Annotated in this window: 23 protein-coding genes; 13 read left to right on the top strand and 10 right to left on the bottom strand. The window is 67.2% G+C overall.

Annotation, left to right across the window (positions count from 1 at the left end; translation table 11 throughout):
- Positions 1-5: 5 nt before the first annotated feature.
- Together J0A91_RS02080 and J0A91_RS02075 are read right to left on the bottom strand one after the other, a co-directional pair.
- Positions 6-881 carry a DMT family transporter gene (locus J0A91_RS02080; protein ID WP_069203523.1) on the bottom strand — a complete coding sequence of 292 codons (876 nt, stop codon included), beginning with the start codon at positions 879-881 and terminating at the stop codon, positions 6-8.
- A 9-nt stretch (positions 882-890) separates the two neighbouring features.
- Positions 891-1871 (bottom strand): C13 family peptidase, encoded by a 981-nt coding sequence (locus J0A91_RS02075; protein ID WP_069203522.1) that lies wholly within the window; start codon positions 1869-1871, stop codon positions 891-893.
- 144 nt (positions 1872-2015) lie between these two features.
- Between J0A91_RS02075 and J0A91_RS02070 the strand changes: the two genes are divergently transcribed.
- Complete coding sequence (locus tag J0A91_RS02070) at positions 2016-3950, top strand: CocE/NonD family hydrolase (protein ID WP_069203521.1); 1935 nt, start codon at positions 2016-2018, stop codon at positions 3948-3950.
- Between the two features lie 704 nt (positions 3951-4654).
- On the opposite strand, the gene J0A91_RS02065 is transcribed toward J0A91_RS02070, so the two are convergent.
- From J0A91_RS02065 to sdhC, 6 genes are read right to left on the bottom strand one after another with little or no spacing between them, the layout of a single operon-like run.
- Positions 4655-4831, bottom strand: coding sequence for a hypothetical protein (locus tag J0A91_RS02065; RefSeq protein ID WP_169833068.1), 177 nt, complete (start codon positions 4829-4831; stop codon positions 4655-4657).
- A gap of 9 nt (positions 4832-4840) precedes the next feature.
- Positions 4841-5221, bottom strand: coding sequence for a nuclear transport factor 2 family protein (locus J0A91_RS02060; protein WP_069203520.1), 381 nt, complete (start codon positions 5219-5221; stop codon positions 4841-4843).
- A 21-nt stretch (positions 5222-5242) separates the two neighbouring features.
- Positions 5243-5731 (bottom strand): hypothetical protein, encoded by a 489-nt coding sequence (locus J0A91_RS02055; protein ID WP_069203519.1) that lies wholly within the window; start codon positions 5729-5731, stop codon positions 5243-5245.
- A gap of 11 nt (positions 5732-5742) precedes the next feature.
- A complete protein-coding gene (gene sdhA, locus J0A91_RS02050; RefSeq protein WP_069203518.1) occupies positions 5743-7560 on the bottom strand; it encodes a succinate dehydrogenase flavoprotein subunit in 1818 nt (605 codons plus the stop codon).
- Positions 7560-7955, bottom strand: a complete 396-nt coding sequence (gene sdhD, locus J0A91_RS02045) for a succinate dehydrogenase, hydrophobic membrane anchor protein (protein WP_069203517.1) — start codon at positions 7953-7955, stop codon at positions 7560-7562. Before sdhD ends, sdhA begins: the two co-directional genes overlap by 1 nt.
- Positions 7955-8365: a succinate dehydrogenase, cytochrome b556 subunit gene (gene sdhC / locus J0A91_RS02040; protein ID WP_069203516.1), complete on the bottom strand. Its 411-nt coding sequence runs from the start codon at positions 8363-8365 to the stop codon at positions 7955-7957. The genes sdhD and sdhC overlap by 1 nt, the downstream gene beginning before the upstream one ends.
- A 199-nt stretch (positions 8366-8564) precedes the next feature.
- Between sdhC and J0A91_RS02035 the strand changes: the two genes are divergently transcribed.
- Together J0A91_RS02035 and creD are read left to right on the top strand one after the other, a co-directional pair.
- Positions 8565-9908 (top strand): methyl-accepting chemotaxis protein, encoded by a 1344-nt coding sequence (locus J0A91_RS02035; RefSeq protein WP_069206947.1) that lies wholly within the window; start codon positions 8565-8567, stop codon positions 9906-9908.
- 100 nt (positions 9909-10008) lie between these two features.
- Positions 10009-11346, top strand: a complete 1338-nt coding sequence (gene creD / locus J0A91_RS02030; RefSeq protein WP_069203515.1) for a cell envelope integrity protein CreD — start codon at positions 10009-10011, stop codon at positions 11344-11346.
- A 40-nt stretch (positions 11347-11386) separates the two neighbouring features.
- On the opposite strand, the gene J0A91_RS02025 is transcribed toward creD, so the two are convergent.
- Positions 11387-12130, bottom strand: coding sequence for an SDR family NAD(P)-dependent oxidoreductase (locus J0A91_RS02025; RefSeq protein WP_069206946.1), 744 nt, complete (start codon positions 12128-12130; stop codon positions 11387-11389).
- Between the two features lie 308 nt (positions 12131-12438).
- On the opposite strand from J0A91_RS02025, the gene J0A91_RS02020 reads away from it, so the two are divergent.
- From J0A91_RS02020 to J0A91_RS01975, 10 genes are all read left to right on the top strand, one after another.
- Complete coding sequence (locus tag J0A91_RS02020; RefSeq protein WP_069203514.1) at positions 12439-13221, top strand: succinate dehydrogenase iron-sulfur subunit; 783 nt, start codon at positions 12439-12441, stop codon at positions 13219-13221.
- Between the two features lie 10 nt (positions 13222-13231).
- Positions 13232-14353, top strand: coding sequence for a cell division protein ZapE (zapE, locus tag J0A91_RS02015; protein ID WP_069203513.1), 1122 nt, complete (start codon positions 13232-13234; stop codon positions 14351-14353).
- Positions 14354-14508: 155 nt separating this feature from the next.
- Positions 14509-14835, top strand: coding sequence for a YbjQ family protein (locus tag J0A91_RS02010; protein WP_069203512.1), 327 nt, complete (start codon positions 14509-14511; stop codon positions 14833-14835).
- Complete coding sequence (locus tag J0A91_RS02005; protein ID WP_083224454.1) at positions 14835-15149, top strand: hypothetical protein; 315 nt, start codon at positions 14835-14837, stop codon at positions 15147-15149. Before J0A91_RS02010 ends, J0A91_RS02005 begins: the two co-directional genes overlap by 1 nt.
- A gap of 118 nt (positions 15150-15267) precedes the next feature.
- Positions 15268-16230, top strand: a complete 963-nt coding sequence (gene mdh, locus J0A91_RS02000; RefSeq protein ID WP_069203511.1) for a malate dehydrogenase — start codon at positions 15268-15270, stop codon at positions 16228-16230.
- Between the two features lie 70 nt (positions 16231-16300).
- Positions 16301-17185, top strand: coding sequence for a succinate--CoA ligase subunit alpha (sucD, locus tag J0A91_RS01995; protein WP_069203510.1), 885 nt, complete (start codon positions 16301-16303; stop codon positions 17183-17185).
- Positions 17186-17293: 108 nt separating this feature from the next.
- Positions 17294-20230: a 2-oxoglutarate dehydrogenase E1 component gene (locus J0A91_RS01990; protein WP_069206944.1), complete on the top strand. Its 2937-nt coding sequence runs from the start codon at positions 17294-17296 to the stop codon at positions 20228-20230.
- 108 nt (positions 20231-20338) lie between these two features.
- The gene (gene odhB, locus J0A91_RS01985; protein ID WP_069203509.1) at positions 20339-21550 is read left to right on the top strand and encodes a 2-oxoglutarate dehydrogenase complex dihydrolipoyllysine-residue succinyltransferase; all 1212 of its coding nucleotides are present in this window, start codon (positions 20339-20341) and stop codon (positions 21548-21550) included.
- Positions 21551-21632: 82 nt separating this feature from the next.
- Positions 21633-23024, top strand: coding sequence for a dihydrolipoyl dehydrogenase (gene lpdA / locus J0A91_RS01980; RefSeq protein ID WP_069203508.1), 1392 nt, complete (start codon positions 21633-21635; stop codon positions 23022-23024).
- A gap of 213 nt (positions 23025-23237) precedes the next feature.
- Positions 23238-23900 (top strand): trimeric intracellular cation channel family protein, encoded by a 663-nt coding sequence (locus tag J0A91_RS01975; RefSeq protein WP_069206943.1) that lies wholly within the window; start codon positions 23238-23240, stop codon positions 23898-23900.
- On the opposite strand, the gene J0A91_RS24745 is transcribed toward J0A91_RS01975, so the two are convergent.
- Positions 23870-24373: a DUF1993 domain-containing protein gene (locus J0A91_RS24745; RefSeq protein ID WP_069203507.1), complete on the bottom strand. Its 504-nt coding sequence runs from the start codon at positions 24371-24373 to the stop codon at positions 23870-23872. The genes J0A91_RS01975 and J0A91_RS24745 overlap by 31 nt on opposite strands.
- Position 24374 lies beyond the last annotated feature (1 nt).

Below are 24374 nucleotides of genomic sequence, written 5' to 3'. Positions count from 1 at the left end.
CGCCTTCAGCGCGGCGCGATGCGGATTGGCGGATGCGGCGGCTTCGCGCTTTGGTGGCCGATGCATATCGCGCCGATCGCGACGACGCTGCACGCCGCGATCCGCCCGAACGTGAGTCGTTCGTGGAGGAAGACACGGCCGATCAGCGCGGCGAACACCACGCTGGTCTCGCGCAGCGCCGAGACCGATCCCATCGGCCCGAACGCCATCGCGACGATGACGATGCCGTACGCCGCGAGCGAGACGAGGCCGCCGCCCGCCGCCAGCGCGGTTTCGCGCCGGCCGCGGATCAGCGAGCGTCCGTCGCGCAGCAGCACGTAGACCGGCGGCATCAGCACGCCCCACATCAGGCACATCCACACGGTGTAGGCGACGGGCGCGCCCGACAGCCGCGCGCCGATGCCGTCGGTGACGCTGTACGCGCCGATGAAGCAGCCGGTGCCGAGCGCATAGGGCAGGCTGTTCAGCCCGACGCGCCGACCCTGGAACGCGAGCGCGAGGATTCCGCCCGAGACGAGCAGCACGCCGGCCATGCTGATACCGTCGGGCCATTCGCCCGCGAACAGCGCCGCGCCGAGCGACACCAGCAGCGGCGAGGTGCCGCGCGCGATCGGGTAGGTCTGGCCGAGATCGCCGCTGCGATAGGTGCGGACGAGGAACAGATTGTAGCCGACGTGGAGCACCGCCGAGGCGATCGCGCAGCCCCAGCTCGCGCGTGCCGGCATTGGCAGGAAGGGCGCGGCGAGCGCACAGGCGGCGGCGACCGCGATGCACATCACCGTCATCGACCACAGACGGTCGGTGCCGGCGCGCAGCATCGCGTTCCAGCTCGCGTGGAGCAGTGCCGCGAGCAGAACGACGAGGGTTACGCCGATCGACATGCGCTGCGCTCAGCCAGCTTTGCGCGCGAACAGGCTGGTGGCGGGGCGGCCGACCGGGGTGGTCGCGCCGTCGGGGATGCGGCGGTCGAGCGGGGCGAGCCAGCGCGCCGTGCGCGCGCCGATCGCGAGTTTGGGGTTGGAGGCGCGCAGCTTGCCCTGCGTTTCCCATCTGGTGATCAGCGTCGTCGCGTCCTTCGCGGCCGATGCGAAGGGCTGATCCTTGCGAAGCGCGTGGTTGACGAGCGCGTCGCCGAAGAAGGTCCAGTCGCTGTCGGCCTCGCAGCCGAACGAGGAGCGATCGGCGGCGGCGGCGGTCATCACCACGCCGTCGGCGCTGGCGAGCGGGGCCACGAACACGCCCGAATAGCAGGCGCTGACGATCACCAGCCGGCGTTTCAGCCCGAGCGTGGTGAGCATCGCCGCCAACCGCGCCGGTGCGACCGCGCCGACGCCGGACTCGCCGTCCTCATAGACGATGCCGTAGGGCGCGCCGTGGCTGGTGGTGTAGAGGACCAGCACGTCCTCGGTCTTGTCGATCAGCTCGGCGATGCGGGCGAGTGCCGCCGCGATATTGTCGGGCGAGCCGCGTGCGAGCGTATCCGCGCCGCGTCCGTCGGGGCCGGCGAGGACGATCGTTCGGCCGGCGGCATCGTAGCGGCGGGCGAGCACCTTGCCGGCCTCGCGCGCCTCGCGGCCGAACACGGGGTCGCTGTCGAGCCCCGCGACCAGCACATAGGCATCGACCACGCCCTTGCGCTGCGGCTGGAGCGCGGTGAGCGCGCGATCGAGCCGGCGATGTTCGGCGAGTTGCCAGCCGGGGTCTCGGCCATGTTCGAACTGGAAGCCTTCGGCGGCATAGTCGGCGAATTCGTCCTCATCCTGCTCGGCGGCGGGTGGACGCGAGGGCGTGCGCTTGGACGGCTGCGCGGAGGCGGCGACGGAGAGCAGCAGGGCGGCGAGCAGCAGCGCTCGGAGCGGACGCAGGGGCATGCAGGATTTCCAATGGACTGTTCACATGTGCTCGCTTGCGGAGCGCGCGCAGTCAATGCGCAAGCCAAGGGGATCGCGCTTGAAACCTACCCGTCCGGCGCTCTAGGCTGTTGCATCAGAAACGAAAAAGGGTCGCCCTCACCGATGCGCGCCAAGCTCTTCCTGCTCGCTGCCACCGCCCTCGCGCTCAGCCCCGCCGCCGCACAGGTCGGCGACAAGAGCCCGCCCCCGCCGGGCGGCGACATTCCCGCCAAGTTCACCCAGCCCGAGGCGGCGCGCGATTACGTCAAGCGCGAGGTGATGATCCCGATGCGCGACGGCACCAAGCTCTACACCGTCATCGTCTACGCGAAGGGACTGACCAACGCGCCGATCGTGCTGACACGCACGCCGTACAACGCCAAGGGCCGCGCCAACCGGATGGACAGCCCGTCCGAACTCTCGACGCTGCCGCTCGCCGACGAGATGTTCGTCAAGGCGGGGTATATCCGCGTCTATCAAGACATTCGCGGCAAATACGGCTCGGAAGGCCAATATGTCGTCACGCGCCCGGTGATCGGCCCGCTCAACCCGACCAAGGTCGATCACACCACCGACGCCTATGACACGATCGACTGGCTGGTGAACAAGGCCAATTTGCCCGAATCGAACGGCAAGGTCGGCATGATCGGATCGTCCTACGAAGGCTTCACCGTGGTGATGGCGCTGCTCCATCCGCATCCGGCGCTGAAGGTCGCGGCGCCGCAAAGCCCGATGATCGACGGCTGGATGGGCGACGACTGGTTCCATTACGGCGCGTTCCGGCTCGCCAACATCGGCTGGATCGGTTCGCAGACCGGCTACAAGGGCGAGGGCAAGGTGCCGCGCTCGGGCGGGTGGGACGATTACGAGAATTTCCGTAACGTCTCGGCGGGCGATTGGGCGAAGCAATCGGGTTACGACCAGTTGCCGGCGTGGCAGCGGATGGTCGCGCATCCCGCCTATGACTCGTTCTGGCAGGGGCAGGCGCTCGACACGTTGCTCGCGCAAAGCCCGTCCGACGTGCCGACGCTCTGGGAGCAGGGGCTGTGGGACCAGGAGGATATGTGGGGCGCGATCCACAGCTATGAATCGCTCGTCAAGGCCGGCAAGGGCGCGAGCAACTACATCGTGATGGGTCCGTGGCGGCACAGCCAGATCAACCGCGAGGGGCGCAGCCTCGGCGCGTTCCAGTGGAATGGCGACACCGCGCAGCAATATCGCGAGGACATGGTGCTGCCGTTCTTCAACCAGTATCTGAAGGACGGCCCGGCGGTGACTCTGCCGGCGGCGGCGATCTACAATACGGGCGAAAACCATTGGGACAGGTTCAGCCGCTGGCCGCTCGCCTGCGAGAAGGATTGCGCGACGCCGCTGACCCCGCTGTATCTGCAAGCCGGCAAGGGCCTCGCTTTCGAGAAAGCGGCGAGCGGCGGGGATTCCTATGTGTCGGACCCGGCCAACCCGGTGCCGCATCTGCCGCGCCCGGTGAGCTTCAAGGACGGGCGCTGGGGCGACTGGCTGGTGTCCGACCAGCGCTCGGTCGACGGGCGTACCGACGTGGTGAGCTATACGACGCCGGTGCTGACTCAGACGGTGCGCGTGTCGGGCGTGCCGTGGGCGGATATCTTCGCCAAGACGACCGGCACCGACGGCGATTTCGTGGTGAAGATCATCGACGTGTTCCCGGAGGAGAATGCCACCGATCCCAAGATGGGCGGGTATCAACTGCCGATCAGCCTCGATATCTTCCGGGGCCGCTACCGCGACAGTTTCGCCAAGCCCACCGCCATTCCGGCGGGCAAGGTGCAGGAATACAAGTTCCGCCTGCCGGCGGTGAACCACGAGTTCCTGCCCGGCCACAAGATCATGGTGCAGGTCCAGTCCTCGCTGTTCCCGCTTTATGATCGCAACCCGCAGACCTTCGTGCCCAACATCTTCCTCGCCAAGCCGGGCGATTACCGCGCGGCGACGGTGACGATCGAACATGGCGCGGCGGGCGCGAGTTCGGTGCTGCTGCCGGTGGTGCCGGTCGATCAGTCGGCGGCGATGGCGAAGTAAGGCTTGGCAGGGTGCCGGCGGCGTGATCTGCCGGCACCCTGCCGAAGCGCGCGGCGGGCTGCAAAGCTACGCATGCGGGTTGGGCGGATGGTGCGGCAGGGCTCACCGACGAGGAGCGTGCGTGGCACGGGTTCGACAACAAGAGCGATGCTGATCTGGCTTGGTGAGGGTCGGAAGCCCGGTGCAGTCGCGTCTTCCCATCCGTTCGTCCTGAGCGACGTCGAAGGACGTGCCAAACACCGCAGCGCTCTTGGCACGCACTTCGACTTCGCTCAGTGCGAACGGTTGGGAGAAAGCGGTCTCATGCCCAGGAGCCGTTCGCCCCGAGCGACGTCGCGGGGCAGACCGGAGCGCTGGTGTCTCGACTTCGCTCGACACGAACGGGGAGAGGGCGCTCCGTACTGGCCTTAGGGCTGGGCGAAGTCGACCTCCGTGTCGTGGGCGTTGCCGCATGCGGCAGGGGTCGCCCGGCCGGGTGCGAACGGTTGAGAGACGGCGCACCCGTACCCAGGAGCCGTTCGCCCCGAGCGACGTCGAGGGGCAGACCGGAGCGCTGGTGTCTCGACTTCGCTCGACACGACCGGGGAGGGAAGCGTGCCCTGCCTCTATTCGTGTCGAGCTAGCAAAGCGGGGCAGGCACCGCAGCGCTCTTTGCACGCACTTCGACAGGCTCAGTGCGAACGGAGGTGAGAGCGCGCGTCCGATCAGGCTTGAACCCGGAACACCCGCTTGCCCTTGGTGCGGCTGGTCAGGTGGAACTGGAAGCACCGATCGCAGCGATACGGTAGCAACGCGAACGGGGCACGTTCCGCAGTTGCCAGCGCATCCTGCTCCGATGCGAAGCGCGCCTTGCGGCGGCAGATGCTGAGCCGGGTCCGCATCGCGCCCGGTCAGCCCGCAGGCGGGTTGAGCAGCACCCAGAGCCGCGCGATTCGGCCGTCGGTGATCTGCGCGACATCGGCGCCGGTCACCGCGACGGGTCCGTCCTTCGGCCCGGCGTGCCAGTGCAGCGTGCCGAGGCCGTGGTGGCCGACCGCAGGGCCATCGGGGGTGAAGACGAAATCGGGGCCGAACCGATCGAGCAGCGCGCCCGCGATGGCGGAGATCGCGGCGCGGCCTTCGACGATCGCCTCGGGTTCGTACATCACCGGCTGGTCGACGTAGAGTTCCGCCAGCGCCGCCGCGCGCGCGTCGCCGTCGCGCTGGTTGAAGACGCGGTCCAGGTTTGCGCGGAGCAGATGGTCGTAATCGGGTTCGGCGGCGTCCGGCATGGCGAGTCTCCCTCGGTGCGATCAGCGGGTGCGGGCGCGGCCGGCGATAACGGCTTCGGCGAACGTTTCGAAATCGGCGCGGTTCGGCATCATCGAGCGGACGACCGAATGCTTGCCGTCGCTGTGGCGGATGATGAGGAATTTTTGCGACTGGACCTGCTGGATGCGCAGATCGGTGATGCTCGCGAACGGGATCGTCACCGTGTCGCTCGACCAGCGGCCCGCCGGCAGGGTGACGCCGGTGCGGTCGACGACCACCTCGCGCGGCTCGCGCAGCGACATGACGATACCGAACAGGCCGGCGATCACGAAGCCGATGCTGAGCACGCACAGCACCCAGTAGAAGATCGCCGCCTGGCCAGAGTCGAGCGAAATCAGCCCGTTGATGAGCATGCCGCGATCATTGTCCCGCGCCGCATAGCCCAGCACCACCGCGCATACGGCGAAGAACAGCCCCGCCATCGCCATCACCCAAGTCTTGGGGCGATAGGGATAGCGGAGCGTCTCCATCGTTCGCGTTCTTAGTAAACGCGTTTCTTCGGTTTGATATACTCGGCGTCGTCGGTCAGCGTGTAATCGTGGACCGGGCGGTAATCGAGCGTCACCTTGCCGTCCGAGCCGCCCCAGCCGTCGAACCACGAAATCGTGTGCTTCATCCAGTTGGTGTCGTCGCGATCGGGGAAATCCTCGTGCGCGTGGGCGCCGCGCGATTCCTTGCGGGCTTCGGCGCTGGTGATCGTGGCGACCGCCTGGCACATGAGGTTGTCGAGTTCGAGCGTCTCGACCAGATCGGTGTTCCAGATCAGCGACCGATCGGTGACGCGGACGTCCTGAAGGCGCTTGTTGACCTGCTGCATCTTGGCGACGCCTTCGCTGAGCAGCGCGCTGTCGCGGAACACCGCCGCGTGCTTCTGCATCGTGCGCTGCATGTCGAGCCGGATTTCCGCCGTCGTCGAGCTGCCGTTGGCGTTGCGGAAACGGTCGAGCCGCGCGAGCGCGAGATCGGCCGAGTCCTTGGGGAGCGGCTGCTGCGTGGCGTTGGGCTTGAGCGTCTCCTTGAGGTGCAGGCCGGTCGCGCGGCCGAACACGACGAGATCGATCAGCGAGTTCGAGCCGAGCCGGTTGGCGCCGTGGACCGAGACGCACGCCGCCTCGCCGACCGCGAACAGGCCGGGCACGGCGACTTCGGGATCGTCGCCGACCTTGGTGACGACCTGGCCGTGATAGTTACACGGGATGCCGCCCATGTTGTAATGCACCGTCGGCGTGACGGGGAGCGGCTGGCGCGCGAGATCAACACCGGCGAAGATCTTGCCGCTCTCGGTGATGCCGGGAAGCCGTTCGGCCAGCACCTTGGGATCGATGTGATCGAGGTGCAGGAAGATATGGTCCTTGTGCTCGCCGACGCCGCGGCCTTCGCGCATTTCCAGCGCCATCGAGCGCGAGACGACATCGCGCGAGGCGAGATCCTTGGCGGAAGGGGCGTAGCGCTCCATGAAGCGCTCGCCCTCGGAATTGGTGAGATAGCCGCCTTCGCCGCGCGCACCCTCGGTGATGAGAACGCCGGCGCCGTAGATGCCGGTCGGGTGGAACTGGACGAATTCGAGATCCTGCAGGGGCAGGCCGGCGCGCAGCACCATGCCGCCGCCGTCGCCGGTGCAGGTGTGCGCCGAAGTCGCCGAGAAATAACAGCGGCCATAGCCGCCGGTCGCCAGCACCACCGCCTGCGCGCGGAAGCGGTGGATCGCGCCGGTTTCCATGCAGAGCGCGATCACGCCACGGCAGACCGGCACGCCGTCGGCACCCTTCTCCATGATGAGATCGAGCGCGAAATATTCGATGTAGAAATCGGCGTCGTACTTGAGGCTCTGCTGGTAGAGCGCGTGGAGCATCGCGTGGCCGGTACGGTCGGCGGCGGCGCAGGTGCGCTGTACGGGCGGGCCTTCCCCCATGTTCTGCATGTGCCCGCCGAACGGACGCTGGTAGATCGTGCCGTCCTCGTTGCGGCTGAACGGCACGCCGGCATGTTCGAGCTCGTAGACGGCGGCGGGGGCTTCGCGGACCATGTACTCGATCGCGTCCTGGTCGCCGAGCCAGTCGGAACCCTTGACGGTATCGTACATGTGCCACGTCCAATGATCGGGCGTGTTGTTGCCGAGGCTCGCGGCGATGCCGCCCTGCGCGGCGACCGTGTGGCTGCGAGTCGGGAACACCTTGGTGATGCAGGCGGTGCGCAGGCCGGCCTCGGCGCTGCCCATCGTCGCGCGCAGGCCCGAACCGCCGGCGCCGACCACGACGGTGTCGTAGCTGTGGTCGATGATCTTGTAGGCGTCAGACATCAGGCGGGCACTCCGGCGGCGGCGGTGAACGCCACTTTGAGAATCGAGAAGATCGCGATCGCCGAGGTGGCGACCACGAAGAAGTTGAGCGCGAACATCAGCGCGACGCGAGTCTCGGCATGGACGTAATCCTCGATCACGACCTGGAGGCCGAGCCGGAAGTGCCAGAACACCGAGACGATCAGCAGGATCATCGGCACCGCCACCCACGCCGAGGCGAGCCACGGCCGCACCGTCCCGTAATCATAGCCGGGCAGCCGCGCGATGACGATGACGAACCACAGCATCAGGAACAGGTTGGACGCCGCGGTGATGCGATGCGTCAGCCAGTGATGCGCGCCGGCCTTGGCGCTGCCGAGGCCGCGGACGCGGCCGAGTTCCGTACCGCCACGCATTATTTGGCTCCCAGCAGAAAGGCCCAGAACGCGATCGTCGCGAGCACCGAGAAGATGAAGGTCGCCATCGCCGCGCGCTTGGCGCTGTTCAGTTCGTAGCCGGCGCCGGTATCGAGGATGAAGTGGCGGATGCCGCTCGCCATGTGCTGGAAGAACGACAGCGTCAGCCCGACCCCGAAGATATAGCCGAGCACGCCCTTGCCGAATTCGGCGAAGACCATGTGGAACACCGCATAGCTCTGCGGGCCGCCGGCGATCGCCGCGAGCCACCAGACCAGCAGCAACGTGCCGACGGTCGCCATGCCGCTGCCGGTCACGCGGTGGAGAATCGAAACCGTCATATGCGGTCCCCACCTCCAGATGCTGAGGTGCGGGCTTAACGGGCGGGCGGCGGGGCGTTGGCTGGCCAAGGGCTGATCCTCTTACGGGCTGTGGGCGCCGTATTAGTCGGCACACGCCCCGATGCAAGCGCTGCGACGCAATATGGAGTGGCGGAGGCTGGCCGGGGGTTCCTAACCTCGCCTTAACCAGCGTCGCTTTAGCTCGGGCGTTGGGCGCATATTCGCGTCCAGCGCCCGCATTCGGAGTCGTCGCTTGCCCCTCACGGACCTGCCCGCACCCGGTGCCATCGCGGCGACGTTCGATATCGGCGCGCGGATGCGCGCGTTCGACATGGACCCGGCGATGCTGGCGACCTGTCGCGCGTTGTGGGCGATCCTCGAACCCGATGCGCGGGCGATTTCCGAAGGCTATTGGGCGCAGTGGCTGCGCCGCTTTTCCGACGAGCGCGTCTGGGCGCGGCACGAGACCGAGCGGATGATCGAGATCGGCTGCACCTTCCTGCGCGACCGCTTCCTCGATCCCGCCGGGCGCGCGTGGATCGAGTCGATCGAACGCTCGGTCGCTTCGGCGGCGCGCGGCGGCATCGCGCCGATGGCGCTGCTCGCGATGATCTGCGCGAGCGATCAGGTCGCGCTGACGGTGCTGCTCAAGCGGGTCAGCGCGGACGACGCGCGGTTGCCGGCGATGCTCGATGCGCTGATGCGGCTGTCGGCACTGGAGGCCGATGTCACCGGATCGATCTATCGCAGCTATGAGGAGCATGCCGCGCTCGTCGCGCGCGAGCGACTCGCCACCCAGTTCCGCGAGGGCATCACCGAAGTGGTTGAAAGCGCGGCCGAAGGCAGCGCGGCGCTGCGCGCGCATTCGGTGCGGACATCGGCCGCGACTCGCGGGATGCTCGCCAAGACCTCGCAGGTCGCCGCCGCCGCCGAGCAATCGGCGGTGACGATGCGCGATGCGGCGCAGACCGCGGCTGGCCTCATCCGCGCGATCGACGATGCGCGCGGCGAAGTCGAGGCCGCCGCCGAGATCGCCACGCGCGCGTCGGCGCAGGCGAGTCAGGCGGTCGGCATGTCCGAGGCGCTGAGCGATCACGCCAAGTCGATCGAATCGATCCTCGGCCTGATTCGCGATATCGCCGGGCAGACCAATCTGCTCGCGCTGAACGCGACGATCGAGGCGGCGCGCGCGGGCGATGCCGGGCGCGGCTTCGCGGTGGTCGCGCAGGAGGTGAAGAGCCTCGCCAAGCAGACCGCGCGCGCGACCGACGATATCGCCGCCAAGATCGCCGCGATCCAGTCCGCGACGCGATCGACCGTGGTGACCAACGCCTCGATCCAGTCGACCGTCGCCGAGGTGCAGGACAGCGCCAACCGAATCCGCCACGCGATGAAGGCGCAGGCGCAGACCGCCACCGCGATCACCGCCGCCGTCGACGAAACCGCGCGCGCCGCCGATTCGATGTCGCACACCATCGCCGCGATCCGCGAGGATACCGAGAGCGTCGCGTCCGACGTCGATCAGGTCGGGCGCGGCTTCGATACGCTCAACGGCAAGCTCGGCACGCTCAAGACCAGCGCGGCCGATTTCGTTGCGCAGGTCGCCGCCTGAGCCGCCTGCACGGCATCTGCACGGGCGGATGACGGGAAAGTCTTTGGACGGGGCGTGCGCCGGCGCCTAGCGCTTGGCCTCCCTTGTCAGGAGGCTTGCCATGCAGGACGCTATTCGGCCGGAGCGTACCCCGGCCATCAAGATGCTGTTTGCGGGCGTGATCGCGGCCTTGCTCGCGGTGCCGCTCTTCACCGTCTATCTCCTCGTCTACGATCGCCAGGCGCAGTCGCGCACCGCGCGCGCCTCGATCGCCGAAGGGTGGGGCGGGGCGCAGACGATCGCCGGGCCGCTGCTCGCCATTCCCTATCTCGCGCAGACCGAGGAGACGGTGAGCGAAGGCGGCAAGCAGGTGACCAAGACCGCGACCGTATGGCGCACGCTGACGCTGACCCCCGACGTCGCCGCGATCGACTCGACGCTCGCGCCGCAAGTGCGGCGGCGGTCGATCTACGAGACGGTGGTGTATGAAGCGCGCAACCGCGGCACCGCGCGCTTCAGCCTGCCAGCCGATCTCGGCCGCTATGGCGTGGCGCGCGAGGCGCTCGCGCTCGACCGCGCCGAACTGCACTTCGGGGTGAGCGATGCGGGCGGGCTGGTCGGCGCGCCGCCGGTGGTGGCGGTCGAGGGGCGGCGGCTCGCGCTGCAACCGGGAAAGGGGCCGCGCGCGACCGGCGGATCGGGCTTCTTCACCGCGTTCGACGCGAGTACGCTCGGATCGAAGCCGCTTGGCGTCACCTATGATTATCAGGTGCGCGGCAACGGTAGCCTCGCGCTCGCCCCGCAGGGCGGCGACACCGCGTGGACGGTGCGCTCGTCATGGCCGAGCCCGAGCTTCCAGGGTGATCTGCTGCCGGGCACGTCGAACGTGTCGGCCAAGGGTTTCGCCGCGACGTGGCGAGTCGGCAACCTCGCGCTGGGCCGCGCGCTGGTTTCGACCGATGCCGATCAGGCCGCCGACAGCCTGCCGGTGACTCAGGCGCGAGTCGATCTGGTCACGCCGGTCGACGTGTACGATCAGGTCAACCGCTCGGTGAAATATGGTTTCCTGTTCATCGGCTTCACCTTCATGGCGTTCCTGATGTTCGATCTGATCGGCGGCGCGCGGGTTTCGCCGATCGAGCTTGGGCTGGTCGGCGCCGGGCTGGTGCTGTTCTTCGTGATGCTGCTGGCGTTCGCCGAGGTGACGGGCTTCCTGATCGCCTATGTCGTCGCGGCGGCGGCGATCATCGGGTTGCTCACCGCCTATTCCTCGGCGGTGCTGCGGAGCCGAACGCGCGCCGGGTACATCGCGGCGTTGCTCGTCGCTCTGTACGGCGTGCTCTACGTGTTGCTCAGCCTCGAAGCCTATTCGCTGCTGATCGGATCGCTCCTGCTGTTCGCGGCGCTCGCCGGGGTGATGTACCTGACGCGCGGCATGGACTGGGGGCAGCGCGGGTGAGCGCAAACGGGGCGATGCCGGCTGGCATCGCCCCGGATCGTCAGGCTGAGACGCCACCGTCGACGTCGATCGTCGTGCCGGTGATGAACGAAGCCTCGTCGCTGGCGAGAAACGCCGTCACCGCCGCGATCTCCTCGGTGCGGCCATAGCGGCCGAGCGGGATCATTGCGGTGAACTGCTCGGCGATCGCGCCGTCGGCGGGGTTCATGTCGGTATCGACCGGGCCGGGCTGAACCACGTTGACGAGGATGCCGCGCGGCGCCAGATCCCGCGCCCAGCCGCGCGCCAGCCCCGCCACCGCCGCCTTCGAGGCGCCGTAGGGGGCGAGGCCGGGCATGAACGCGCGGTCGCCGTTGATGCTGCCGATGATGATGATCCGCCCGCCATCGTTGATGCGCGGCGCGGCGGCGGCGGTGCCGGCCTGCACGCCGCCGACGTTGACCGCGAAGATCCGCTCGAACGCGGCGCTGTCGGTCTGGTCCACCGCTGCGATCTCGAACACGCCGGCATTGTGGACGAGGATGTCGAGCCCGCCGAGCGAGTCGATCGCCTGTCCGATCGCGGCGGCCTGCGCGGCGGGATCGCCCGCGTTGGCCTGGATGGCGTGGCCGCGACGGCCGGCGGCGGTGATCGCGCCGACGGTGACGTTGGCGGCTTCCTGGTTGCCGGCATAGGTGATGGCGACGTCCGCGCCATCGGCGGCGAGCCGCTTGGCGATGGCGGCGCCGATGCCGCGCGAGCCGCCGGTGACGATCGCCTTCTTGCCTTCGAATCTGGTGCTCATGACGAACTCCTTGCGCAGTCCCGCCGGATGGACGGTCTTTCCGCGTCGCGGCGAAGATGGCGGTGCCGCGCGGCGGATCAAGCCCGCGCGGCGCCGGGCTGACGGCGGGATTTTGGCAAAGGTAAAACGATATCAACACGTTGATGCCGTCAAAAAGAATCTTTACCGATCGGTAGAAAAATCCACGCGTCGCCCCGCACCCGCGTTGTGGCACGCGAGGGAATGTTTGCGAGGCGGCGCATGCTTGTGTAACGGCAGTGCAAAGTCCGGGCGCTTCGCCGCTCACCAGCCACGGGACACCGATCACAATGGCCGAATTCTTCCTTCCCGCGAACAGCAAGCCCAAGGCGACCGGCAAGGTCCACAAGGCGGCTGCGGAGGCGAAGCGCGTCAAGACCTTCAAGATCTACCGCTACGATCCCGATCTCGGCGAAAACCCGCGCTACGACACGTTCGAGATCGATCTCGACACGTGCGGCCCGATGGTGCTCGACGCGCTGATCAAGATGAAGTCCGAACAGGATTCGTCGCTGACCTTCCGCCGGTCGTGCCGCGAGGGCATCTGCGGATCGTGCGCGATGAACATGGACGGCAAGAACGGCCTCGCCTGCACCACCGCGATCGAGGACATCAAGGGCGACATCCGCATCACGCCGCTGCCGCACATGGATGTCATCAAGGATTTGGTTCCCGATTTCACGCATTTCTACGCGCAATATTCGTCGATCAAGCCGTGGTTGCAGACCGTCACCCCCAACCCCGGCAAGGAGCGGCTCCAGTCGCCTGAGGACCGCGAGAAGCTCGACGGCCTGTACGAGTGCATCCTGTGCGCGTGCTGCTCGACCTCGTGCCCGAGCTATTGGTGGAATTCGGACAAGTTCCTCGGGCCGGCGATCCTGTTGCAAGCGTATCGCTGGCTCGCCGACAGCCGCGACGAGATGACCGGCGAGCGGCTCGACCAGCTCGAAGATCCGTTCCGTCTGTATCGCTGCCACACGATCATGAACTGCGCGAACGTCTGCCCGAAGGGGCTGAACCCGGCCAAGGCGATCGCCGAGATCAAGAAGATGGAAGCCGAGCGCGTCCTGTAAGGCACGCGGCATGGGTAACGTTCTCGCCCGGTACAATGCGCTCGTCGCCTCGGGCGAGTTGCGGGTCGATGCCGAGCAGGCGGCGGTGGCGGCGCGGCTCGATTCGCTTGCGGCCGAACTCCAGGCGGTGCCGAAGCGCGGCTCGACGCTGTGGAAGCTGCTTGGGCGCAAGCCCGATCCGGTGCGCGGGCTGTACATCTGGGGCGGGGTCGGGCGCGGCAAGTCGATGCTGATGGACCTGTTCTTCGACAGCCTCGCGATCCGTCGCAAGCGCCGCGTGCATTTCAGCGAATTCATGCTCGAAGTGCATCGCCGAATCGCCGCCGAGCGCGCCAAGGAGGTCGGCGACCCGATCATCCCCGCCGCGCGCGCGATCGCCGAGGAAACGCGGGTGCTCGCGTTCGACGAGATCATGGTGACCAACAGCCCCGACGCGATGATCCTGTCGCGGCTGTTCACGCAATTGCTCGCCGAGGGCGTGACGGTGGTGACGACATCGAACCGGCACCCGAGCGACCTCTACAAGAACGGTCTCAACCGCGAGCATTTCCTGCCTTTCATCGACCTGATCGCGCAGAAGATGGACGTGCTGACGCTCAACGGTCCCGTGGATTACCGGCGCGACCGGCTCGGCAAGATCGATACCTGGCTGGTGCCAAACGGCCCCAAGGCGACGGCGCTGCTGTCGGGCGATTTCTTCCGGCTGACCGACTTTCCGGTCGAGGACCGCGCGCATGTGCCGGCCGAGGACATTCCGGTCGAGGGCGGGCGCACGCTGCATGTGCCCAAGAGCATCAAGGGTGTCGCGGTGTTCTCGTTCAAGCGGCTGTGCGGCGAGGCGCGCGGGGCGGCGGATTATCTCGCGGTGGCGCGGCGCTATCATACCGTGATCCTCGTCGGCATCCCCAAGCTCGGGCCGGAGAACCGCAACGAGGCGGCGCGCTTCGTCGCGCTGATCGACGCTTTGTACGAGCATAAGGTCAAGCTGCTCGCGGCGGCGGATGCGGCGCCGGACCAGTTGTACGAGCGCGGCGACGGCCACTTCGAGTTCGAGCGGACGGTGAGCCGGCTGGAGGAGATGCAGTCGGACGACTATCTCGCGCAGGGGCATGGTTCGGCGGGCGCGGCGTAACGACCCGCCTCTCTCCCTAGGTATGTTCCTCCGCGAAGGCGGAGGCCCAGACTGGACCCCCGCCTTCGCGGGGGAACATGAAAGCCGAGCGGATCGCATTTGGCCCGATCGACATGCGGTGATACCTTTCTCCAACGCTTAGGAGAGGCTCCGTCATGCTCGTCACCACCACCGAAACCGTCCCCGGTCACGCCGTTCGCGCCACACTCGGCCAGGTGTTCGGCGTTGTCGTGCGCAGCCGGGGGCTGGGTGGCAACATCACCGCGAGCCTGCGCTCGATCATCGGCGGGGAGATCCCGGAATATACCCGGTTGATCGAGGAGACGCGGCGCCATGCGATCGACCGGATGGTGCAGAACGCGACCCTGATGGGCGCCAATGCCGTCGTGATGATGCGCTTCGACTCGGGGGCGATCGCGCAGTCGATGAACGAGGTGGTGGCGTATGGCACCGCCGTCATCCTCGATCCGGCGCCCGAGTGATGCTGCGCGTGTTCGTCACCGTCGCGGCGATGGTCGCGTTCACCGTGGCGCTGATCGTGGTCGTGATGGTGCCCTCGCAATGGCCGGTGCTGATCTGGACCGGGGTGGTGCTGGCGGGCGTGCTGTTCGAGCGGGCGCGCTACGGTGCGGCGCGCGAGCGGCCAGTGGGCGGGGACTGGCGCCCAACGCCGGAGCGGTTCATCGACGATGCTTCGGGCAAAGTGATGGTGGTGTGGATCAGCCCGAGCAGCGGCGAGCGTCGCTATGTCGAAGATGGCGCGCCTATTAATGCACTTGCGAATAAGTTGCAATAATTAGCGTGGCGATGAAACCTTTAGCGGTTGCCCTCGCGCCCAAACCGGCCTAAGCCGCGCCGCGTCAGATGGCACAAAAGCCGCGCGCGCGGCTCTTAACGATCCGGAAAGGATGACAATGGCCCGCAAGAAGATCGCGCTTATCGGCGCAGGCAATATCGGCGGCACGCTCGCCCATCTCGCCGCGCTGAAGTCCCTTGGTGATATCGTCCTGTTCGACGTGGTCGAGGGCGTTCCGCAGGGCAAGGCGCTCGATCTCACGCAGTGCGCGCCGGTCGAGGGTTTCGACGCCAAGATCATCGGCACCAACGATTATGCCGATATCGCGGGCGCGGACGTCATCATCGTCACCGCCGGCGTCGCCCGCAAGCCGGGCATGAGCCGCGACGATCTGCTCGGCATCAACCTCAAGGTGATGAAGTCGGTCGGCGAGGGCATCAAGGCCAATGCGCCCGACGCGTTCGTGATCTGCATCACCAACCCGCTCGACGCGATGGTGTGGGCGCTGCGCGAATTCTCCGGGCTTCCGGCCGAGAAGGTCGTCGGCATGGCCGGCGTGCTCGATTCGTCGCGCTTCTCGGCGTTCCTGGCCGAAGAATTCCAGGTTTCGATCAAGGACGTCACCAGCTTCGTGCTCGGCGGCCACGGCGACACGATGGTGCCGGTGATCGAATATTCGACCGTGTCGGGCATCCCGGTTCCCGATCTCATCAAGATGGGCCGTTCGACTCAGGAGAAGATCGACGCGATCATCAAGCGCACGCGCGGCGGCGGCGGCGAGATCGTCGCTTTGCTCAAGACCGGCTCGGCTTTCTATGCCCCGGCGACCAGCGCGATCTCGATGGCGGAGAGCTATCTCTACGACCAGAAGCGCGTGCTGCCGGCGGCGGTGAACCTTACCGGCCAGTATGGCGTCGACAACCTCTATGTCGGCGTGCCGGTGGTGATCGGCGCGGGCGGTGTCGAGCAGATCGTCGAGATCGCGCTGTCGGACGAGGCCAAGGCGAACCTCGACGTCTCGGTCGAGGCGGTCAAGGAACTGCTGGTCGCGTGCAAGGCGATCGACCCTTCGCTGAACTGATCTGATCTGACCCCGGCGGCGCGGACGGTTCCGCGTCGCCTCGACTCCTCGTTTCAGGGAAACGCGCCGCATGAGCATTCTCGTCGACAAGAATACCAAGGTCATCACGCAGGGCATGACCGGTGAGACCGGCAGCTTCCACACGCAGACCGCGCTGGCGTATGGCACGCAGATGGTCGGCGGCGTGACGCCGGGCAAGGGCGGCACCACGCACCTCGACCTGCCGGTGTTCAACACCGTGCTCGAAGCCAAGACCAAGACCGGCGCCGACGCGTCGGTGATCTACGTGCCGCCGCCCTTCGCGGCCGATTCGATCCTCGAGGCGATCGACGCCGAGATCCCGCTGATCGTCGCGATCACCGAGGGCATTCCGGTTCTCGACATGGTCAAGGTGAAGCGCGCCCTGTCGGGCTCCAAGTCGCGGCTGATCGGCCCGAACTGCCCCGGCGTGCTGACGCCGGGCGAGTGCAAGATCGGCATCATGCCGGGCAACATCTTCTCCAAGGGTTCGGTGGGCGTTGTTTCGCGCTCGGGCACGCTTACCTATGAGGCGGTGTTTCAGACGACTAACGCCGGCCTCGGCCAGACGACGGCGGTCGGCATCGGTGGCGATCCGGTCAACGGCACGAACTTCATCGACGTGCTCGAACTGTTCCTCGCCGACGACGCCACCCAGTCGATCATCATGATCGGCGAGATCGGCGGCTCGGCCGAAGAGGAAGCCGCGCAGTTCCTGCGCGACGAGGCCAAGCGCGGCCGCAAGAAGCCGATGGCCGGCTTCATCGCGGGCCGCACCGCGCCTCCGGGGCGTCGCATGGGCCATGCCGGTGCGATCGTTTCGGGTGGCCAGGGCGGCGCCGAGGACAAGATCGCGGCGATGGAAGCCGCCGGCATCAAGGTGGCGGACAGCCCCTCGCTGCTCGGCGAGACTTTGGTCGCGGTGCTGAAGGGCTAAACAACGTCGCCCCGGCGGAGGCCGGGGTTGCCGCGTGGGGGCGTGGCGGGCGTTGCGTATTTTCTGCTGACGGCCCCGGCCTCCGCCGGGGCGACGAAGGATAATCCGATGGGCTTCGAAGGCCAGGATTTCGGTGATATCGCAGCCGGGGTAAGCCCGGCATTCATCGAGACGCTTTACGCGCGCTACCAGACTTCCCCCGAAAGCGTCGAGCCGGCGTGGCGGAGCCTGTTCGACGGGCTCGACGGCATCGCGCAGAACCCGAGTTGGGAGCGCGCGAGCTGGCCGCTGACCAGCACCGACGATCTGACCGCCGCGCTCGACCCGACCCAGATGGAAGCGGCGCCCAAGCCCGCGAAGGGTGGCGCCAAGCCGGCGACCGCGCCCGCCGCCGCGCCGGCATCGCAAGCCGATATCGTCCGCGCCGCCGCCGATTCGATCCGCGCGCAACTGCTGGTGCGGACCTACCGCGTGCGCGGCCACCTCGCCGCGACGCTCGATCCGCTCGGCCTGTCCTCGCGCGAGCTGCCTGCCGATCTGACGCCGGAATATCACGGTTTCTCGGGCGCGGACCTCGACCGCAAGGTCTATATGGGCGGCACGCTCGGCATGGAATGGGCGACCGTGCGCGACATCGTCGCGACGCTGCGCGCCAATTACTGCGGCAATGTCGGCCTTGAATATATGCACATCGCCGATGTCGAGGAGCGCCGCTTCCTCCAGGAGCGCATGGAGGGCCAGGACAAGGCGATCGAATTCACCGATATCGGCAAGAAGGCGATCCTCAACAAGGTGATCGAAGCCGAGCAGTGGGAACGCTTCTGCGGCAAGAAATATGTCGGCACCAAGCGCTTCGGCCTCGACGGTGGCGAGAGCATGATCCCGGCGCTGGAAAGCGTCATCAAGTCGGGCGGCGCGCTCGGCGTGCGCGAGATCGTGTTCGGCATGGCGCATCGCGGCCGCCTGAACGTGCTGTCGAACGTGATGGCCAAGCCGTTCCGCGTGATCTTCCACGAATTCGGCGGCGGATCGGACAATCCCGATGACGTGGCCGGATCGGGCGACGTGAAGTATCACCTCGGCACCTCGACCGACCGCGAGTTCGACGGGATCAGCGTGCATATGTCGCTGGTCGCCAACCCCTCGCACCTCGAAGCCGAAGATCCGGTCGTGCTCGGCAAGGTCCGCGCGATCCAGACGATCGCGGGCGATCTCAACGAGCACAAGGCGTCGCTGCCGGTGCTGATCCACGGTGACGCGGCGTTCGCGGGCCAGGGCATCGTGTGGGAGTGCCTCGGTTTCTCCGGCATCCGCGGGTACAATACCGGCGGCTGTCTGCACTTCATCATCAACAACCAGATCGGCTTCACCACCAGCCCGCAGTTCGCGCGGTCGTCGCCCTACCCGAGCGATGTGGCGAAGGGCGTTCAGGCGCCGATCTTCCACGTCAACGGCGACGATCCCGAGGCGGTGACCTTCGCCACCAAGATGGCGATCGAGTTCCGCCAGCGCTTCCACCGCGATGTGGTGATCGACATGTGGTGCTATCGCCGCTTCGGCCACAACGAGGGCGACGAGCCGGGCTTCACCCAGCCGCTGATGTACGCGAAGATCCGCCAGCATCCGCCGGTGAGCGAAATCTACGGCCAGAAGCTGATCGAGCAGAACGTGGTCGACCGCGCCTGGATCGACAGCGCGGTGAGCGAGTTCACCACGCTTCTAGAGGGCGAGTTCGAGGCGGGCGCTTCGTACAAGCCCAACAAGGCGGACTGGTTCGCCGGCCGCTGGTCGGGGCTGCACGCGCCGGCCGATGCCGAGACCTCGCGGCGCAGCGTCGAGACCGGGATCGAGCAGAAATTGTTCGATTCACTCGGCCGCACGCTGACCACGGTTCCCGAGGATCTGACGATCCACAAGACGCTCGCCCGCGTGCTCGATGCCAAGCGCGAGATGTTCAAGAACGGCGCCGGCTTCGACTGGGCGACCGGCGAGGCGCTCGCGTTCGGGTCGTTGCTGTCGGAAGGCTATGGCGTCCGGCTGTCGGGGCAGGACTCGGGGCGCGGCACGTTCAGCCAGCGTCATGCGGTGTGGACCGACCAGACCGACGAGCACAAATATCGCCCGCTCGAGACGATCCCGCACGGCACGTTCGAAGTGCTCGACAGCCCCTTGAGCGAATATGGCGTGCTCGGCTTCGAATATGGCTATGCGCTGGCCGACCCGAAGACGCTGGTGCTGTGGGAAGCGCAGTTCGGCGATTTCGCCAACGGTGCGCAGATCATGATCGACCAGTTCATCGCGTCGGGCGAGAGCAAGTGGCTTCGCGCCAACGGCCTGGTGATGCTGCTGCCGCACGGCTACGAAGGGCAGGGGCCGGAGCATAGCTCGGCGCGGATCGAGCGGTTCCTCCAGTTGTGCGCGCAGGACAATATCCAGATCGCCAACTGCACCACGCCGGCGAACTATTACCATTTGCTGCGCCGGCAGATGCACCGTCCGTTCCGCAAGCCGTTGGTCGTGTTCACGCCCAAGTCGCTGCTGCGCCACAAGCTTGCGGTGTCGAAGACCGCCGAGTTCCTCGGCGACAGCCACTTCAAGCGGCTGCTGTCCGATCCGTCGGCGCCGGCGGATGCCGATGTCACCCGGCTGGTGCTCTGCACCGGCAAGGTCGCCTATGATCTGATCGAGGCGCGCGACGCGGCCGAGGACAAGAACACCGCGATCGTGCGTGTCGAGCAGCTCTATCCGTTCCCGAGCGAGGCGCTGACCAAGCGGTTCCAGAACCTGCCCAACCTCGAGACGGTGGTGTGGGCGCAGGAAGAGCCGAAGAACAACGGCGCATGGAGCTTCGTCGAGCCGTTCATCGAGGCGAGCCTCGTCGCGGCGGGTGGCCCGGTACAGCGTCCGCGCTACGCCGGCCGCGCGGCGGCGGCGTCGCCGGCGACCGGCCTGATGAAGCGCCATCTCGTCGAGCAGGGTGCGCTCGTCGCCGAGGCGCTCGGCCACAATGTGCGCGGCGAAATCCGTCGCACGCGGAAGACCTGACGCGACTGGCCGCTCCCCTGGGGGGCGGCCTTTCGATGGATGAAGTGCGCACGATACCCCCGGTGCGCGAACTGACCCCGGCCGCAGCCGGGAACGAGGAAGATAGCGATGGCAACCGAAGTCAAAGTCCCCGTTCTGGGCGAATCGATCACCGAAGCGACGTTGGGCGAATGGCTCAAGAAGCCGGGCGAGGCGGTGCAGGCCGATGAGCCGATCGCCAGCCTCGAGACCGACAAGGTCTCGGTCGAAGTGCCGTCGCCGGTCGCCGGCGTGATGGGCGAATGGGCGGTCAAGGTTGGCGACACGGTCGAAGTCGGCGCGATGATCGCGACGATCGAGGCTGGTGACGGCTCGGCCGCCGCCAAGCCTGCCGCTGCACCGGCTGCTGCACCCGCCGCGACCGCTGGCCAGCAGGCGCCCGCGCAGCCGAGCTCGGACACGCCCGCCGCGCTGTCGCCGTCGGTGCGCCGCGCCGTGCTCGAGACGGGGGTCGATCCGTCGAACCTCAAGGGCACCGGCAAGGATGGCCGCCTGACCAAGGACGACGTGCTCGCCGCCAAGCCCGCGCCCGCCGCCGCCGCGCCGGTGCCGGTTGCGCCTTCGGTCGCCGCCGCGACCGGCCGCAAGGAAGAGCGCGTCCGCATGACGCGGCTTCGCCAGACGATCGCCAAGCGCCTCAAGGACGCGCAGAACACCGCCGCGATGCTCACCACCTTCAACGACGTCGACATGACGGCGGTGATCGAGGCGCGTGCCAAGTACAAGGATCTGTTCGAGAAGAAGCATGGCGTCCGGCTGGGCTTCATGGGCTTCTTCACCAAGGCCGCGACGATGGCGCTGAAGGACATCCCCAGCGTCAACGCCTCGATCGAGGGTGACGAGATCGTCTATCACGATTACGCCGATATCTCGGTGGCGGTGTCGGGCCCGGGCGGGCTCGTCGTGCCGGTGATCCGCGATGCCGACCAGATGTCGGTCGCGCAGATCGAGAAGACGATCGGCGATTTCGGCAAGCGCGCCAAGGACGGCACGCTCAAGATGGACGAGATGAAGGGCGGCACCTTCACCATCTCGAACGGCGGCGTGTTCGGCTCGCTGATGTCGACCCCGATCATCAACCCGCCGCAGGCCGCGGTGCTTGGGCTTCACCGCATCGAGGAGCGGCCGGTGGTGCGCGACGGTCAGGTCGTGGTGCGACCGATGATGTACCTCGCGCTCAGCTATGACCATCGCCTGATCGACGGCCGCGAGGCGGTCACGTTCCTCGTCGCGCTGAAGAACGCGATCGAAGACCCGACGCGCATTTTGATCGACCTGTAACTATATATTCCGTGTGCTCCCGCGAAGGCGGGAGCCCAGTCTGGGCTCCCGCCTTCGCGGGAGCACAAAAAGGCGTTAGACAATGGCTGAATTCGACTTTGACGTTCTGGTGATCGGCTCCGGCCCCGGCGGCTATGTCGCGGCGATCCGCGCGGCGCAGCTCGGGCTTCGCACCGCGTGCGTCGAGAGCCGCGAGACGCTGGGTGGTACGTGCCTCAACGTCGGCTGCATCCCGTCCAAGGCGATGCTGCACGCGTCGGAATATTTCGACGCGGCCGCCAATGGCACGATGGCCAAGATGGGCATCAAGGTCACGCCCGAGCTTGATCTGCCGGCGATGCACGCGCAGCGAATCGATGCCGTCACGCAGCTCACCGGCGGGATCGCCTATCTGTTCAAGAAGAACAAGGTGACGTGGCTGAAGGGCCGTGGCGCGTTCGTCGATGCGCATACCGTTCAGGTCGGCGAGCAGACCGTCACCGCCAAGGATATCGTGATCGCCACCGGATCGTCGGTGACGCCGCTGCCGGGTGTCACCGTCGACCAGACGGTCGTGGTCGATTCGACCGGCGCGCTCGAACTCGGCAAGGTGCCCGAGCATATGGTCGTGATCGGCGGCGGCGTGATCGGGCTCGAACTCGGCAGCGTGTGGCGCCGGCTCGGCGCCAAGGTGACGTGCATCGAATATCTCGACCAGATCCTGCCCGGCTTCGACGGCGATATCCGCAAGGAAGCCAACAAGATCTTCAAGAAGCAGGGCATCGAGTTCAAGCTGTCGACCAAGGTGACCGGCGTTTCGGTGAGCGGCGATACCGCCAGCATCACCGTCGAACCCGCTGCCGGTGGCGAGGCCGAGACGATCACCGCCGATTGCGTGCTGGTGGCGATCGGGCGCCGTCCCAACACCGATGGCCTCGCGCTCGACAAGGCCGGGCTTTCGGTCAACGCGCGCGGCCAGATCGACACCGATCACCGCTTCCAGACGACCGTCCCCGGCATCTGGGCGATCGGTGACGTCATCCCCGGCCCGATGCTCGCGCACAAGGCCGAGGACGAAGGTATCGCTGTCGCCGAGAATATCGGCGGGCTGACCGGCATCGTGAACCACAATGTCATCCCAAGCGTGGTCTACACCTGGCCCGAAATCGCCGGCGTCGGGCTGACCGAGGAAGCCGCCAAGGAAAAGGGCGAGATCAAGGTCGGCAAGTTCCCGATGGCGGGCAACAGCCGCGCGAAGACCAACCACGAGCCGGACGGCTTCGTGAAGATCATCGCCGATGCCAAATCGGACCGCGTGATCGGCGTCTGGGCGATCGCCGTCCCGGCCGGCACGATGATCGCGGAAGCCGCGCTCGGCATGGAAATGGGCGCGACCAGCGAGGACATCGCCTACACCTGCCATGCGCATCCGACGCATTCGGAAGCGATCAAGGAGGCGGCGATGGCAGTGCGCGGCAAGGCCATTCACATTTAAGCTGGGCTTAAATGTGAATCCAAAGGCCTTGCCCGGCCGGTGGCGCTTCGGCGCCGGCCGACGCGGGCTTTGCCCGCGGCGCTGACCGATCTCGAGGTTGCCCCGGCGGAGGCCGGTTCTTGGCGGCTGGTTTGCGCCAAACATAGCGGCCCCGGCCTTCGCCGGGGCGACGGGTGGTGGCGCGGTGCCTTGCTCGCGTATAAGCCACACCCCATGCAACCAGCACTTCCCTGGCAGGTCGGATCGATCCTTCCGTGGCTCGATCTGTTCGGCATCGCGGTGTTCGCCAGCACCGGCGCGCTGGCGGCGACTCAGCGCAACCAGACGCTCGTCACTGCGACCTTCTTCGCGCTGATAACGGGTGTGGGTGGCGGATCGGTGCGCGATCTGCTGATCGGCGTGCCGGTGTTCTGGGTGCATGATCCGCTGGTCGCGGGGGTGTGTCTCGGCGTCGCGGTGCTGGTGTGGTGGACGCCGGTGCGGTGGTGGCGGGGCGCGACGCTGGCGTGGCTCGATGCGGTCGGGCTGGCGGCCTATGCGGTGTTCGGCGCGGCCAAGGCGCTCGCGTTCGGGGTGCCGCCGATCCCGGCGGCGCTGATGGGAGTCGTAACCGCCTGCGTCGGCGGGATCATCCGCGATGTGCTGGCGGGCGAGCCGTCGATCCTGATGCGGCCCGAACTGTATGTGACGGCGGCGGCGCTGGCGGCGGGATCGCATGTCGCGCTGGTCGCGCTCGGCGTGCCGCCGACGATGGCGGCGCCGATCGCGGCGATCGCCGGCTTTGCGCTGCGGGCGGCGGCGATCCGGTGGCGGATCGCACTACCGGCGTACGGACGCAGCGACGATCAGGCGACGCCGACGCCGCCCGCCAGATAATCCATCTTGCCGATGCCGACGCCCTTCATGCGCAGCAGCGCATAGGCGGTGGTGACGTGGAAGAAGAAGTTGGGTAGCGCGAAATCGGTGATGTAGCTGGCGCCGGTGAAGGTCAGCTCGGTTTTGGGCAGCTTGAGGATCACCTCGGCATCCTCGCGCCCGTCGAAGCCGGCGGGATCGACGCTCTCGAGATAGGCGACCGTCTTGGCAATCCGCGCGCGCAACTCGGCGAGCGTGGTCTCGTCATCGGCCATCGGCAGCGCCGGAGCATTGCCGACCCGCATCGCGGCGAACTTGGCAGTGTCGCAGGCGATCTGCACCTGGCGGGTGAGCGGCTGCATGTCCTCGATCAGCCGCGCCTCGGCCAAAGACTGCGCGTCGATGCCGCAATCGATCGCCTTGGCGAGCAGGTGATCGAGGTTCTTCAGGCCACGGACGAAGATCGGCACGGACACGCTATAGAGGCTGGGCACG

Source organism: Sphingomonas panacis (assembly GCF_001717955.1).
GTDB lineage: Bacteria > Pseudomonadota > Alphaproteobacteria > Sphingomonadales > Sphingomonadaceae > Sphingomonas > Sphingomonas panacis.
The sequence above is the reverse complement of the archived record's forward strand: the minus strand, read 5'-3'. Positions and strand labels throughout refer to the sequence as shown.

Coding starts and splice junctions, on each gene's coding strand:
- J0A91_RS02080 (WP_069203523.1), bottom strand. CDS start 881: ATGTCGATCGGCGTAACCCTCGTCGTTCTGCTCGCGGCACTGCTCCAC.
- J0A91_RS02075 (WP_069203522.1), bottom strand. CDS start 1,871: ATGCCCCTGCGTCCGCTCCGAGCGCTGCTGCTCGCCGCCCTGCTGCTC.
- J0A91_RS02070 (WP_069203521.1), top strand. CDS start 2,016: ATGCGCGCCAAGCTCTTCCTGCTCGCTGCCACCGCCCTCGCGCTCAGC.
- J0A91_RS02065 (WP_169833068.1), bottom strand. CDS start 4,831: ATGCGGACCCGGCTCAGCATCTGCCGCCGCAAGGCGCGCTTCGCATCG.
- J0A91_RS02060 (WP_069203520.1), bottom strand. CDS start 5,221: ATGCCGGACGCCGCCGAACCCGATTACGACCATCTGCTCCGCGCAAAC.
- J0A91_RS02055 (WP_069203519.1), bottom strand. CDS start 5,731: ATGGAGACGCTCCGCTATCCCTATCGCCCCAAGACTTGGGTGATGGCG.
- sdhA (WP_069203518.1), bottom strand. CDS start 7,560: ATGTCTGACGCCTACAAGATCATCGACCACAGCTACGACACCGTCGTG.
- sdhD (WP_069203517.1), bottom strand. CDS start 7,955: ATGCGTGGCGGTACGGAACTCGGCCGCGTCCGCGGCCTCGGCAGCGCC.
- creD (WP_069203515.1), top strand. CDS start 10,009: ATGCAGGACGCTATTCGGCCGGAGCGTACCCCGGCCATCAAGATGCTG.
- J0A91_RS02025 (WP_069206946.1), bottom strand. CDS start 12,130: ATGAGCACCAGATTCGAAGGCAAGAAGGCGATCGTCACCGGCGGCTCG.
- J0A91_RS02020 (WP_069203514.1), top strand. CDS start 12,439: ATGGCCGAATTCTTCCTTCCCGCGAACAGCAAGCCCAAGGCGACCGGC.
- zapE (WP_069203513.1), top strand. CDS start 13,232: ATGGGTAACGTTCTCGCCCGGTACAATGCGCTCGTCGCCTCGGGCGAG.
- J0A91_RS02010 (WP_069203512.1), top strand. CDS start 14,509: ATGCTCGTCACCACCACCGAAACCGTCCCCGGTCACGCCGTTCGCGCC.
- J0A91_RS02005 (WP_083224454.1), top strand. CDS start 14,835: ATGCTGCGCGTGTTCGTCACCGTCGCGGCGATGGTCGCGTTCACCGTG.
- mdh (WP_069203511.1), top strand. CDS start 15,268: ATGGCCCGCAAGAAGATCGCGCTTATCGGCGCAGGCAATATCGGCGGC.
- sucD (WP_069203510.1), top strand. CDS start 16,301: ATGAGCATTCTCGTCGACAAGAATACCAAGGTCATCACGCAGGGCATG.
- J0A91_RS01990 (WP_069206944.1), top strand. CDS start 17,294: ATGGGCTTCGAAGGCCAGGATTTCGGTGATATCGCAGCCGGGGTAAGC.
- odhB (WP_069203509.1), top strand. CDS start 20,339: ATGGCAACCGAAGTCAAAGTCCCCGTTCTGGGCGAATCGATCACCGAA.
- lpdA (WP_069203508.1), top strand. CDS start 21,633: ATGGCTGAATTCGACTTTGACGTTCTGGTGATCGGCTCCGGCCCCGGC.
- J0A91_RS01975 (WP_069206943.1), top strand. CDS start 23,238: ATGCAACCAGCACTTCCCTGGCAGGTCGGATCGATCCTTCCGTGGCTC.